This is a genomic window from Fundicoccus sp. Sow4_F4 (genome assembly GCF_052116145.1).
Taxonomy (GTDB): Bacteria; Bacillota; Bacilli; order Lactobacillales; family Aerococcaceae; genus Fundicoccus.
The window spans coordinates 169,697-183,250 of record NZ_JBQKLQ010000006.1; the positions used below are offsets into that span (position 1 = coordinate 169,697).

Below are 13,554 nucleotides of genomic sequence, written 5' to 3' on the forward strand. Positions count from 1 at the left end.
CAATAAAATGTTCAATTTGAACAATTCAAAGGTCATCCCAGTTACTAATATTAATAGATTCCCATTGAAGCCAAAGTAATAGCTACAATCGTGGCTACCACTGTCATAATAAGTGATGTAACCATAATGTCCACATATGAATCTTTATGTGACATACCTGTATTATTCAACAATGTTAGTACAGCACCGTTATGCGGCAAAGTATCTAGTCCTCCAGAGGACAATGATGCAACACGGTGGAAGGCAGCAGGTGCAATACCTGTTTGTTGAGCTAGTTCCATATACTTCGCACCAAGGGCTTCTAAAGCAATACCCATACCACCAGAAGCAGATCCTGTTGCTCCTGCTAAAACGTTAACTGCTATCGATAGTGAAATTAATGGACTACCCGGAATATTCATAATAGCGTCCGTTAGCACTTGGAAGCCTGGAACTGCACGAGCAACTGATCCAAGTCCGACAGCAGCTGCAGTGTTCATAATCGCTCCAATAGAACCTTGCGCCCCTTTGTTGATAGCCGGAATAAAGGATTCTTTTTCACTTAAATTCAGAAGCATTACTAAGATATTGCCTGATAACAGTGCATAAATAATGTTTAATGGACTTGCTGAATCTAGTCCTATTAATACAGGTACAAAGTTTAAAACTACTACTACTACGATTAAAGGAATAAATGATATATATGGGTTCGGTAGTTCTGCAGCATCAATGGCTGTTGCTCCATGAGCTGCTTCAGGTTGAGTGAAAAACTCACCTTTCTTTTCATAACTGCGTTTACGCCATTCTAAATAGAATAAACCACCAAAGAATAATACTAATGTTGCGGCAATCCCCATAATAGGTGCTGCCATTGCATCTGTTTCGAAATATTGCATTGGAATCAAGTTTTGAATTTGTGGCGTTCCAGGAACTGCAGTCATGGTAAAGGTAAAGGCGCCTAATGCAATTGCCCCTGGAATCAGTTTTCTTGTGATGTTCGCTTCTTCAAATACCGCCAAAGCTAGTGGGTAAATAGCGAACACATTTACGAATAGTGACACACCACCATAAGTTAACAAAGCACATCCTAATGTTACAGCTGCAATAGCTGCTTTAGCACCGAGCAAGTTCGTTAACCAGGTCGCGATTGATTTTGCTGATCCCGTTACATCCATCAAATTACCAAAAATGGCACTTAGCATAAAAGCTGGGAACCATGATTTAACAAACCCTACTAAACCTTCCATATACGGTCCCATGTAAGTTTCTATAATGTCTAAACCACCCATAGCTCCTACAATACCCGCACATAAAGGAGCAATCCAAACAATCGAATAACCTCTAAACGCTAGAAACATCAACAATCCTAAGCCAAAAAAAATCCCTAATAAGCTGATCATAATTTTCTCCTTTTTGATAGAGCAGTTAAAAGAAGTCGCTTATTCCCCAATCAAACGACTCCCTGCTCGACTCGTTCGATATTTTAACCTGCTACCCAACCACCATCAATATTGAACTGAGATGCTGTAATCGATGACGCTTCATCTGAACATAAAAATTTCACTAGACCTGCTACATCCTATGTTGTCCAGTAGATTCATGACTGGCAAAAAGGTTATACAAAATTATTACTGAATGTTATGATAGGATTAATTAAGCTATGCGCGTACGTGCACAAAAATTGGAAGGAGTCTTGTTGTGGACATTTCTCAGTTAAGATATTTCGTTGCGATCGTTGATAATGACTTTAATTTATCAACGACAGCTCAAAAGTTGCATATTTCTCAACCCGCGCTCAGTCGTTTCGTACTAAATTTTGAACATACGGAAGGTATTGATTTATTTAATCGCTTAAATGGTCGTTTAAAAAGTTTAACTCCCGTAGGTGAATTGCTTTATGCTAAGGGCCTTGAGTTAGTAGAGGAACACGAAGGCATGATGAGAAACATTCGCGAACTGTCTTCTTTCTATGGCGGTACAATCCGGATAGGCGTCCCTCCTTTGATTTTAAGTTTATTATTCTCAGACGTGATGCTACAGTTGATGACGAAGAATCCTAACGTTAAATTTGTGATGATCGAAAAAGGAGCTTTCGAATTAGAGAAGCAGTTGATGTTGGGACAAGTGGATATTGCGATTCTGTTAAAGCCTAACTCGCTGAATAATAGTATTTTTAATGAGATTCACTTACATCACGATCAGTTAATGGCTTATATGCATACAAATCATCCACTTGCAGAACAAGAGCGATTAACATGGAAAGATTTTCGTCAGGCAAAAGTGATCATGTTTGATGACTCTTTTATGATTCACCATTTATTAAACACTAAATTTAATACCTATAATAGTCATCCACGCCATGCGATTTATTCGAGTTCGTGGGATTTCTTTATAGAGGCTATTAAAACGAATAATCTCGTGACGATTCTTCCGCGTCCTGTGATGGATTTCATCCGCGGTGATATTATTGTCGAGCGACCGATTGAACATACGATTCACTGGGACGTCGTTGCAGCCTTTCCTAAAAAGAATAGTTATACGACACTTGAAACTTATGTTTTAGATAGTTTGAATGATTATTTCAATAATGGGCAAGATATCGTCACAATTGATGATAGGCTAGAGTGAATAACGCAATAAATTCGTAAGAAAACATTAAGTTTACGAAATAACTTTACATCTTAAGGATTTAGAGGTATATTAGATATTGTAGTAAATTGGTTAACAAAATTAGAAAGTCTTTTATTCATAAGTATGATAAATTCTCTCTTAAAGTTTTGGAACGATGTATTACAAATATTACGTGCAAAAGCACATGGAGGAATTTCATTATGAATAACGGTACAGTAAAATGGTTTAACGCAGACAAAGGTTTTGGCTTCATCGAACGTGATGGCGCAGATGACGTATTTGTTCACTTCTCAGCTATCCAAACAGATGGTTTCAAAACTTTAGAAGAAGGCCAAGCAGTTACTTTCGACGTAGAACAAGGTAACCGTGGACCTCAAGCAGTTAACGTTAACAAAGCTTAATTTTAACTTAAACATAACAAACGCTTCAGCATAACCTGCTGAGGCGTTTTTCTTTGCTTACTTTTAAAAGCAGTCGGTCAAGGCTTTCTCATACTATCAGAGATTTCGTACTCCTATCGAGGTGAAATATTAGGATATAATGTAGACTGTCATTAGCTAAGTTTATAGCTTATATACTTCACAACAGATTCGCTGCTCCTATTTACACCTTCTCTAAGAGCTTTCTCGCCTCATTTTACACAGTTATATGGTAAGCTTAGCGAAACATAGCAAAATACTTTAATTGAAGGTGACATATTATGGAAAAGACAAACTTATCCATCGAAGATTACGTACAGACCCTCGATTCGAAACACCAAGTTGTAATAAAAACTTTAGTTGATTTAGTCCACCAAGTAGCACCAAAAACTACGCACTCCGTTTGGAGTGGTATCTTTTGGGGTGGTAGTGAACAAAATATCCTTGGTTTCGGCGAAATGGCATATCAAACAAAAAGTGGCGAAACTGGCACGTGGTTCAAATTTGGAATTGCTCGTCAAAAGAATTACTACAGTTTATATGTCCCTGCAATCAAAGAGGGGGCAATACATTGCCAAAGCCTACCATGATCAATTAGGGTAAGTAAAAGCAGGCGCTAGTAGCATCAGTTTTACTAAGCTCGAAAACGTGAACTTAGACACACTTGCTCAATTAATCAAAGAAAGTTTAGCGGAAGACTAGTTGATCTTCTTTCTCTTGCCTCTTAAAGACAGTGATTTTAAACAATGTTTGTGAGCATTAAATCTCTCTTCCATAAACACTATCTCTCGATTGTAAACTAGCTGAGTCAACTCTATATCAATCCAGATTGCTTTAATTAGCAGACAAAACAGTCAGAAACGGTGAGTCATCCAAAGTTTTTTCGTTTTTGACTGTTTTTGTGTAGGTAAACGATCCCAAATTTTGGATGATATTCGCTGATGCTAATCCATAAGTCACTCTATGTCCTAGACTATCACATGAGAGGTTTCTACTGTGGATACTCTTATCTGAAATCCTTCGACTCTATTGTATTCACGTGAGCATCGAGTGTGTCAAGAAAATAGATTTTTCCTACTTGAGGCTGTTAGGCCTATCTGACTAGGCCTTATTCCTCCACAACACTTTCTCTGGTGACTGGTTTTTTTTGATTAAACACGACAATCGACTTCTAGTATTCTTCCTACTTGGCTATTCAAACCAACGCAACGCTTTCACTAAGTTCTTATAAGCTCCTAAAGCTGAAGCCGTTTACATTGTGATTGTATACATTCTTCAATATAATAATAATAGTGAAATATTATAATAAGGATGTGACCAGATGAAGACATATGATTTAATCGTCATTGGTTTTGGAAAAGCCGGAAAAACACTCGCGAAAGACTTCGCCTTACAAGGCAAGAGGGTCGCACTCATCGAACAAAGCGCCCAAATGTATGGCGGGACATGTATTAACGTCGCATGTATTCCTACAAAAACACTATTAATGGAAGGATTACGCTCTGGCTCTTTCTTACAAGCGATTAGTCGAAAATTTTCAGTCGTCAATACTTTAAATCAGAAAAATTTTGATAATTTAAACACTTTAGACAATGTCGATATTTATACACATTACGCTAAATTTAAAAACGACCATGAACTCCTCTTACTAGACTCCTCCCAGGAAATTATTGAGACGCTGACTGCCGACAGAATAGTCATCAACACTGGCTCACGGGCAAATATCCCAGACATTGAAGGGGTTAATGAGTCCCATCATTTGTTTGATTCTACTGGGGTATTAAATTTGTCCCAACAGCCTCGTGAAATGCTGATTATTGGTGCTGGTTATATCGCTTTAGAATTTGCGACCATTTATCGATCCTTCGGTACAAAAGTCACTATTATCCACGATAAGGCTCATATTTTGCATCAGGAGGATCGTGAAATTGCTTCTGCTCTCTATGACAACTTGATAAAGCAAGGTATAAAGTTCATCGATGAAGCAGTGATCAATAAGTTTGAAGATCAAGGTAAGCAAACCATCGTCCACACTAATAGAGGCCAATTCACTGGTGATACTGTTCTTTTAGCAACGGGTCGGGTTCCTAATACTGATTTTGGACTTGAAGCGACATCTTTGAAAACTGGTGAAAAAGGCGAACTATTGGTTAATCAGCATTTACAAACTTCTGTTGACCATATTTATGCTGTTGGAGATGTCAAAGGCGGGCCTCAATTCACTTACATTTCTTTAGATGATTATCGGATCGTCAAAAGCCATCTACTCGGTGATGGAGCTAAAACGACAGAAACACGTGGTTTAGTCCCTTATACACTTTTTGTTGATCCTCCCCTATCTAGAATCGGCATGACCGCAAGTCAGGCCAAAAAAGCTGGTCACAATATACTGGAAGGCAGCGTGCCTGTTTCAAGTATGCCAAGACACTTTATTAACAATGATGACCGCGGTTTATTCAAGGCAGTCGTAGATGCGGATACTCAAGAGATTTTGGGTGCCAGTTTATATGGGCACTCGTCTGAAGAATTAATCAACATAATTAAGACAGTAACTGATTATCAACTTCCTTATAGCACCCTACGTGATCAAATTTTCACCCATCCTACCATGGCTGAATCTTTCAATGATTTATTTAATCTCTAAGCAAACAACAACCAGTATGTCTGCTGACAACAGCTAACATATTGGTTGTTTGACTTTTAATTATTTCGTATGGACCCAGCTTTTTTCTAGATAGCGGGAGAATGACGAAATAGAGAAATTTATTATAAAATAAATTAAGGCTAATAAAGCATAAAGCATGAACACTTGAGTGGTCGTCGCATAGCGACCCATTAAAATATTCGCTTTACCCAGTAGTTCTTGTAGGGCAAGTACTGAATACAAGAAACTCGTGTCTTTAATAACCGTAACAAACTGAGAAATAATAGAGGGCAACATGTTTCTGAAGGCCTGTGGCAAGACAATATGCCACATCACTTGATAACTTTTTAAACCTTGTGACTCTGCAGCTTCTACTTCTCCAGTATTGACACTGTTTAAGCCTCCACGAATAATCTCAGCCATGGCTGCGGTCGTAAAGACGGTAAAGCTCACGATTCCTGCTTCAACTGATTTTAATTTAAAAATCAAAAAGATAACAAAAATCCAGAGAATATTCGGTACATTTCGAACAATTTCAATATAAATAATAGCAAGCCATTTTAAAATTGATTTAGAACGCGCTCGCCAGATCGCTAAAATCGTTCCAAAGACGGTACTTAAAACAATCGCAACGAAAGAAATGTATAGGGTTAGCCCTAAGCCATCTAATAAAAACTTCATATTATTGTAAGTAAATATTTGCATTGCTTGTTCTTGAAAACTCATCGTCTATCTCCTTCCTAGCGCGCATACGCTTTTTTATTCTTTTCCTCTAATCGTGTGGCTAACATCGTTAGAGGGAAACAGAGAATAAAGTATAGAAGCGCCGCAAAAGCAAAGGCTGGTACATAATGTAAGTTTTGCGATGACCAACTATTCGCTCTAAACATAATATCCGCTCCGGAAATAATCGCGACGGTCGACGTGTTTTTAATCAAGTTAACCACTTGGTTTGTTAAAGGTGGCAGAATAATACGGAAGGCTTGTGGCAGGATAATATGACGCATTGCCCCCCAATAAGTAAACCCTTGCGAAAAGCCAGCTTCCAGCTGTCCTTTAGGAACCGACTGAATGCCTGAACGAATAACTTCCGCAATATAAGCACTCGTATAAATCCCAACACAAAGAATCCCGATTGTATAAGTATCTAAGACAACGCCAACCATCGGTAGGCCATAATAGACGAAAAACACCTGTATCAATAGAGGCGTATTTTGAAAAAACTCAACAAAAATTCTGGTTAAGATGGTTAATAATTTATTGCGTGAGCTCGAAACAATTCCCACGAGAGTTCCTAGTATCAACGCAAGAATGAGGGCTCCAACCGCAAGCCCAATGGTATAGAGAAATGAGTCAAAGAAAAGAGGCAGGTCTTCAAAGAGCGCTGCCCATCTTCTCAATGCAAAAGGTCCTTCTTCTAACCACGAGATAGCTGCCATTAATGACATTGTTTATTCCTCCTCGTGTTTTTTTACGATAATCTTTTAGCCAGCCTAGCGATTTAGTCTAAACCGTGCGCTGTTTTCATTTCAGCTAAAGAACCATCTTCTTCCCACTCTGCTAATAAAGCATTTAAGTAGTCATTTAAATCTTTATTATCTAATTTAGTTGTCACACCATATTCTTGTGGTGCAAAACCAACTTCCAAGATTTCAGTTTGGTCATCCACATAACCGGCTAAGATTGATTTATCCACGGCAAACGCATCAATACGATTTGCTGTTAAAGCAGCTTTTAACTCTGGATATGTTCCATACTCGCTGAAGTTGAAGCTTAAGTCATCTTTAGCACCTTCTTCTTCAATTTTCGCTTGAGTAGTTGATGTTTGAGATACGCCGATGTTTTTACCAGCTAAACTTGCTAAATCTGTATAACCATCTGCTGTTTTCACTAAGAAACCAACTTCATCAGTATAATATGGTTCTGTAAAGTTATAGGTTTCTTTACGTTCTTCTGTAATCGTAAAGGTCGCAATAATCATATCCACTTCACCATTGTCTAATAAAGGACCTCTAGTTTTAGCGGTGACACCAGTAAATTCTACGTTATCCGCACTCCCTGTAATTTCTTCAGCAATTTTACGGGCTAAATCAATTTCGAAACCTTCGTGATCATTTGTATCTGGACTAAAGAATCCAAAGCCAGGAACATCTTCTTTAACCCCCACTTTTAGAACACCCGCATCTTTAATTGCTTGAACGCCAGCCGGTAAATCATCTTGTGCTAAGGCAGTAGCAGGTGCTAAAGCAACCAAGCCAGTTAAGGCCGTGGCAGTTAAAACAGTTAATAATTTCTTCCAGTTTTTCATAAATAAAATCTCCTTTTAATAAAATATTTTCTATAACAAATCTATAACAAAATAGGACTTTAAGTTTAATTGACAATAATTTTACTTAAGAAATCTTTAGCTCTCTGGTTTTGAGTATTCGTAAAGAAGTCTTCAGGAGGTCCTTGTTCGACAATGACACCTTGATCCATAAAAATAACACGATCGGCCACTTTTCGAGCAAAGCCCATTTCGTGAGTCACAACAACCATTGTAATATTCAACTCAGATAACTTTGTCATAACATCTAACACCTCTTGAATCGTTTCTGGATCAAGAGCTGAGGTAGGTTCATCAAATAAAATGACTTCGGGATGCATGTTTAAAGCTCTCGCAATCGCAACACGTTGCTGCTGACCACCAGATAGTTGTGCTGGATAGGCATTTGCCTTATCCTCAATCCCAACTTTCTTCAAATATTCCATACCCGAACGAATGGCTTCTGCTTTTTTAACTTTCAATACATTGATGGGAGCTAGTGTGACATTCTCTAAAATGGTCTTATGTGAATACAAATTAAAATTCTGAAAAACCATCGCAACCTTCTGTCGCACCTTCAGAATGGGGACCTTCTTATCCGTTAAATCAAACCCATTCACTTGTGCCGTCCCACTTGAAATATCCTCCAAACGGTTCATACAACGGATGAGTGTACTCTTACCGGACCCCGAGGGACCAATAATTACTACCTTCTCTCCTTCTTCTATGTCTAGAGAGATATTCTGCAATACATGGTGATCGCCAAAGAATTTATTGACGTTTTCCATATGAATCATTTATTCACATCCTTTCAAAGGAACCAAATTGAATTCCTATATTGAAGATTATCAGAATTAATGAGTAAAATCTAGTGCAATCTTCACTTTAATTTAATGTTATCGCAAATATTTTATAATAAATTAATAATCAATTACTAATTCTACTTTACGAACTTTGTCACATTACCTCACATAAACTGAGAACTTTCATTATTTAGAAGTATTTAACTCGATTATCCAAAAGCCTATTTATCAAGCCTCTTCACTCTTCTTCAAGAATCTTCTGATTCTAACTGCTTCGAAATCGAACTTCTATTTAACACTATTCTTCCATTTTCAAGAGTTTTATGTAATCTGGATCTTTTTATTATTTTATAAAAAATAAATTGTAAATTTTTCATTAAGAAGGCTAAAAAAATAACTCAAAAACTCCTTTAAAAGGAATTTCCAAGTTAAATTATCATTAGCTGTCTGGCTCTCAGCATTATTTAAGCGTTGTGTGTCACATCTTCTTCATTTAGATAAAATGTAAAGCCTTCACCAATTACTTGTTGAACATCCGTTATGATTACGAACGCATGAGGATCGAGTTCATAAATAATATTCTGAACATTAATTAATTGGTGACGATTGATCACGATATATAGGATTTGATGTGGTTCTTTAGAATAATATCCTTTTCCATCTAAAATCGTAATCCCACGATCGACTTTCTTTTGAATTTTGGCAGCAATTTCTTGATGCTTCTTAGAGATAATCGTAATCGATTTTTTAGGATTGAACCCTTCAATGACAAAGTTCAAGACTTTCGACATTACATACAGCATCACTAATGTCAGGACGCTCCTCTCGAGTCCGATTTGTAAACTTAAAGGAATCACTACTAGAATATCAATTAGCAGTAAGCCAGCCGAAATACCAACGCCTAAATATTTTTTCATAATCCAAGCAATAATTTCCGTCCCGCCAGTCGTACCTCCTCCTAAGGAGACAATCCCAATCGCAATCCCACTCGTCACACCGGCTGCAATTGGCGCCACCAAAGAGTTTGACGAAACAAACACGACGTCAGCTGTATACTCCAAGGCAATCGACATAACGAACATCGAAACGATTGTATAAAAAATTTGCCGTCTTTCTAAATGCCGCCAGCCGATGACTAATAATAAGGCATTTAGGATAAAACTTACTATAGAAGGGTTCCAACCCATCCAGTAGTAAATAATCAACGTCATCCCGGTTGCGCCACCTTCACCCAAGGTATTGGGAATTACCAACGCATTAACTGTCAGCGCATATAGAAACGTCCCTAATATGACCATCAGAACGGAAATCCACGTGTCTTTCCTTTTCAGAAACTGCATAAAACTCACCCTTTCGTTTTCTACCTCATTATTATACACGTCTATCAGTATATTTACACAGATACAAAGTAAGAATTATATGACACCATAAATCTCTTTCTTGCTGCAGGAGTGTCTGTTACCGGAAGTGAATTTTCTATCAAGCTGTACCAATTTGATAATCCGCACTATAATAAGACGACTCCATCCTTTCACGACCTTAGGATAAACCTACGACTCTCTTTGGAAAACAAGCACTTCCTTCCTAGTCTAGAAAATTTTAAGTCGTCACAATTACTGCCCGTTAAGAGAAAAGACCCTTCTATTCTCTTTATCCATAGTGAAAAAACTACCTTACGATGGAGTAATCATTTATATTCAGCACGTGTCATATAAATGACACGGCGTCCAGAGGTTCGCGGAATACGTGTCACCTAGATGACACGGCGTCTTGGGGTCATTCCGCAGGTATTTTCAATTTTACGGGCTTAAAAAGCAACAAATACAGTGATTATTTATCGAAGATGTGCCAACCAGCACGTGTCATATAGATGACACGGCGTCTAGACACTCACACAATACGTGTCACCTACATGACACGGCGTCTTGGGGTCATTCCGCAGGTATTTTCAATTTTACGGGCTTAAAAAGCAACAAATACAGTGATTATTTATCGAAGATGTGCCAAACAGCACGTGTCATATAGATGACACGGCGTCTTTAACTTTAAGGATGATTCTGTTAATCAGCGCGATTATCCTACGCTAACAAAAAAAGGCTCTATTTAAAGAACCAGAACTTTCATAAGTTCTCAGTCTCTAAACAGAGTCTTAGCTATTTACGTCATTAGTTCAGTGCTTCAATTATTTTCGCAGTGAAGTCTTTTGTTCCAACTGTTCCACCTAAATCGCGGGTGAAATTATTTGTATCTGATAGTACATTATTCAACGCTTTGCGAATGCGCTTAGCCGCCCCATGTTGGTCTAGGTGATCTAACATCATACACGCACTTAAAATCAATGCTGTAGGATTCGCTAAATCTTGACCCGCAATATCTGGTGCAGAACCATGAACTGCTTCAAAAACTGCCATATCATTCCCAAGGTTAGCGCCAGGGATAATGCCTAAACCACCCACCAAACCTGCCATCAGGTCAGATAGAATATCTCCGTATAAGTTTTCTGTCAAAATCACATCAAATTGTTGTGGATTGATTACTAATTGCATGGCCATATTATCGACCAATATCTCCGTAAACTCAATGCTTGGATATGCCTTTGAAACATCACGCGCAACTTCTAAAAATAAACCATCCGTTAACTTCATAATATTGGCTTTAGTGACGACAGTCACTTTCTTTCGGTTATTTGCTAAAGCGAACTCGAAAGCTTGTTCAGCAATTCTTGTGGACGCGCCACGCGTAATTACTTTAATACTGTGCATCTCGTCATCTGATATTCGTTTTTCTATCCCAGCGTATAAATCTTCCGTATTCTCTCGGAATAACACTAAATCTAATCCCTCGAATAAAGAAGGAGTGTTCCCTACCGATTGAATTGGGCGAACATTGGCGAACAAATCATATTTTTTGCGCATCGATACATTGACACTACGGTAGCCTTTTCCAATAGGTGTCGTAATCGGGCCTTTAATTGCCACACGGTTGCGCTCTAAACTTTTGTAAACTGCCTCCGGCACTAATTCTCCCACTTCTTTTAATACTGCTTCACCTGCATGAACAATATCCCATTCAATATTAGCGCCACTCGCATCAACCACTTGCATCATTGCTTGCGAGATTTCTTTACCTATCCCATCTCCTGGAATCATAGTTACACGCATATTCATCCTCCTAAAAATAATTGACTCTATAAAAAACACGTTAGTTTATTAACCGATAAAGACCGGCATAATCCCCATCAAAGCTCCTACAATTACGTAGGTCAAGAAGATTCCGATTGAAATCAAACCAGCTTTCTTCTGCCATGGTCCCATCTCCACTTCTGTCATACCTAATAGCACATACACAAATGGTACAAGTGGACTTAGTAAGTGGAAAGCTTGTCCCATTAATGAAGCAAATGTCAACTGTAAAGGTGTAAAGCCATAAGTTAAACCGGCTTCTGCTAAAACTGGCATTACGCCATAGTAGAAGGCATCGTTGTTTAAGAAATAGGTTCCTGGTACTGAAATCAAGGCCACAATTAAACCATAGAATAAACTCCAGCTTTCAGGAATAATATTCAATAAGCTGCTAGCAATGGCATCACTCATACCTGAGGCTTGTAAAATCCCCATAAATACCCCAGCGGCAAATACCGTCATAACCACTTGGTTTGCTTCAGCTGCATTACCATCAATACGCGCCTTTTGTTCTTTAACCGTTGGGTAATTGATTAGCAAGGTAATCACAGTCCCAATCATAAAGATAATCGCAGATGGAATACCTCCCCAAACCAACAAAGCAATTGCACCCAAAGCAATGATCGCATTGATCCAAACATTTTGTGGTCGGCGTAATTCTAATACTGCTGGGTCTTTAATCTCCATAATGCCTTCCAATTCTTCATCCGTCAGATTTGCGACGCCCAATCGTTGGCGTTCTTTACGTCCCATGATATAAGAAACCACAAACATGTAAATTAAAGCCATAATCATCATCGGTATTAAACCACGCATCACCGCTGATTCATCTACATCCATTACTGCAATCGCTCGAGCGGTAGGTCCCCCCCATGGAAGTAGATTAATAATCGAATGTGAGGTCATAGTCAAAACTGCCAAGTCTAACATCTTCATATTTAAGTGTTTGTAAATTGGTATAAAGGCCGTACAGACGATAATCATCGTAGTCGTTCCATCTCCGTTTAATGACACTCCAGCTGACAGAGCAACTGTCGCTATCATTACTTTTAAAGGATCTCCTTTAGCATAGCGAATCATCAACTTTGATAAAGGGTCGAATAAACCCGCATCAATCATTAATGAGAACATGTAAATAGCAAAGAATAACATGATTCCCGTTCGCGCTGTTGTCATTAAGCCGTCAAAGGCCGCTTCACCAATATCAAAATTCCAAAGCCCCAATCCCTGCCCTAGCACTGCCCACACTATAGGCAAAAAGGCTAAGCCTACAAATGGCGATGTTTTTTTGGTCATAATCAAGATCATGAAGACAATAATTAAACTATATCCCATAAATGCAATCATATATATTTCTCCTTTTATAAATATATTTTCCGTTCAAAATATACAAAAATTCTACCCATTTTAAAATTTTCAGTCAAGGTTTAGTGATTAGTCCTGGGATATTCCTTCACCTGTACGTTACTCATTTTAAAACTAATTAATATTTTCCATACTGATGAATCGTCTTTTATCTCTCCCTACTTATAGAGCTTGGGTATTTTTTAGTATGCGATATCAAGACCATTCACCTACTATTCAAACACAC

The 13,554-nt window shown here is 38.2% G+C and carries 12 protein-coding genes; 4 read left to right on the plus strand and 8 right to left on the minus strand.

The features are described from left to right. Positions 1-50 precede the first annotated feature (50 nt). Positions 51-1,379, minus strand: coding sequence for a GntP family permease (locus tag ACTQ5J_RS10070; RefSeq protein ID WP_441752644.1), 1,329 nt, complete (start codon positions 1,377-1,379; stop codon positions 51-53). Between the two features lie 298 nt (positions 1,380-1,677). Here ACTQ5J_RS10070 and ACTQ5J_RS10075 point away from each other — a divergent pair, with 298 nt between their 5' ends. The 4 genes from ACTQ5J_RS10075 to merA all read left to right on the plus strand — a co-directional run bounded on the left by ACTQ5J_RS10075 (position 1,678) and on the right by merA (position 5,673). Further along, complete coding sequence (locus tag ACTQ5J_RS10075; protein WP_441752645.1) at positions 1,678-2,607, plus strand: LysR family transcriptional regulator; 930 nt, start codon at positions 1,678-1,680, stop codon at positions 2,605-2,607. A gap of 203 nt (positions 2,608-2,810) precedes the next feature. Further along, entirely contained in the window at positions 2,811-3,011 is a 201-nt protein-coding gene (locus tag ACTQ5J_RS10080) for a cold-shock protein (RefSeq protein ID WP_441752646.1), read from the plus strand. A gap of 299 nt (positions 3,012-3,310) precedes the next feature. Continuing rightward, positions 3,311-3,619 (plus strand): hypothetical protein, encoded by a 309-nt coding sequence (locus ACTQ5J_RS10085; RefSeq protein ID WP_441752647.1) that lies wholly within the window; start codon positions 3,311-3,313, stop codon positions 3,617-3,619. Positions 3,620-4,350: 731 nt separating this feature from the next. Next, positions 4,351-5,673 carry a hypothiocyanous acid reductase MerA gene (merA, locus tag ACTQ5J_RS10090; protein WP_441752648.1) on the plus strand — a complete coding sequence of 441 codons (1,323 nt, stop codon included), beginning with the start codon at positions 4,351-4,353 and terminating at the stop codon, positions 5,671-5,673. A 60-nt stretch (positions 5,674-5,733) separates the two neighbouring features. Here the strand turns inward: merA and ACTQ5J_RS10095 are convergent, their stop codons facing one another. From ACTQ5J_RS10095 to ACTQ5J_RS10125, 7 genes are all read right to left on the minus strand, one after another. Further along, positions 5,734-6,399 (minus strand): amino acid ABC transporter permease, encoded by a 666-nt coding sequence (locus ACTQ5J_RS10095; RefSeq protein ID WP_441752649.1) that lies wholly within the window; start codon positions 6,397-6,399, stop codon positions 5,734-5,736. 14 nt (positions 6,400-6,413) lie between these two features. After that, positions 6,414-7,121, minus strand: coding sequence for an amino acid ABC transporter permease (locus tag ACTQ5J_RS10100; protein ID WP_441752650.1), 708 nt, complete (start codon positions 7,119-7,121; stop codon positions 6,414-6,416). Between the two features lie 53 nt (positions 7,122-7,174). Continuing rightward, positions 7,175-7,981, minus strand: a complete 807-nt coding sequence (locus ACTQ5J_RS10105) for a transporter substrate-binding domain-containing protein (protein WP_441752651.1) — start codon at positions 7,979-7,981, stop codon at positions 7,175-7,177. A gap of 65 nt (positions 7,982-8,046) precedes the next feature. Further along, entirely contained in the window at positions 8,047-8,775 is a 729-nt protein-coding gene (locus ACTQ5J_RS10110; RefSeq protein WP_441752652.1) for an amino acid ABC transporter ATP-binding protein, read from the minus strand. Positions 8,776-9,245: 470 nt separating this feature from the next. Further along, positions 9,246-10,121: a YitT family protein gene (locus ACTQ5J_RS10115; RefSeq protein ID WP_441752653.1), complete on the minus strand. Its 876-nt coding sequence runs from the start codon at positions 10,119-10,121 to the stop codon at positions 9,246-9,248. Positions 10,122-10,946: 825 nt separating this feature from the next. Beyond that, complete coding sequence (locus ACTQ5J_RS10120; protein WP_441752654.1) at positions 10,947-11,942, minus strand: isocitrate/isopropylmalate dehydrogenase family protein; 996 nt, start codon at positions 11,940-11,942, stop codon at positions 10,947-10,949. A gap of 48 nt (positions 11,943-11,990) precedes the next feature. Continuing rightward, a complete protein-coding gene (locus ACTQ5J_RS10125) occupies positions 11,991-13,310 on the minus strand; it encodes a CitMHS family transporter (RefSeq protein ID WP_441752655.1) in 1,320 nt (439 codons plus the stop codon). Positions 13,311-13,554: the final 244 nt, after the last annotated feature.

Coding starts and splice junctions, on each gene's coding strand:
- ACTQ5J_RS10070 (WP_441752644.1), bottom strand. CDS start 1,379: ATGATCAGCTTATTAGGGATTTTTTTTGGCTTAGGATTGTTGATGTTT.
- ACTQ5J_RS10085 (WP_441752647.1), top strand. CDS start 3,311: ATGGAAAAGACAAACTTATCCATCGAAGATTACGTACAGACCCTCGAT.
- merA (WP_441752648.1), top strand. CDS start 4,351: ATGAAGACATATGATTTAATCGTCATTGGTTTTGGAAAAGCCGGAAAA.
- ACTQ5J_RS10105 (WP_441752651.1), bottom strand. CDS start 7,981: ATGAAAAACTGGAAGAAATTATTAACTGTTTTAACTGCCACGGCCTTA.
- ACTQ5J_RS10125 (WP_441752655.1), bottom strand. CDS start 13,310: ATGATTGCATTTATGGGATATAGTTTAATTATTGTCTTCATGATCTTG.
- ACTQ5J_RS10120 (WP_441752654.1), bottom strand. CDS start 11,942: ATGCGTGTAACTATGATTCCAGGAGATGGGATAGGTAAAGAAATCTCG.
- ACTQ5J_RS10115 (WP_441752653.1), bottom strand. CDS start 10,121: ATGCAGTTTCTGAAAAGGAAAGACACGTGGATTTCCGTTCTGATGGTC.
- ACTQ5J_RS10080 (WP_441752646.1), top strand. CDS start 2,811: ATGAATAACGGTACAGTAAAATGGTTTAACGCAGACAAAGGTTTTGGC.
- ACTQ5J_RS10110 (WP_441752652.1), bottom strand. CDS start 8,775: ATGATTCATATGGAAAACGTCAATAAATTCTTTGGCGATCACCATGTA.
- ACTQ5J_RS10100 (WP_441752650.1), bottom strand. CDS start 7,121: ATGTCATTAATGGCAGCTATCTCGTGGTTAGAAGAAGGACCTTTTGCA.
- ACTQ5J_RS10095 (WP_441752649.1), bottom strand. CDS start 6,399: ATGAGTTTTCAAGAACAAGCAATGCAAATATTTACTTACAATAATATG.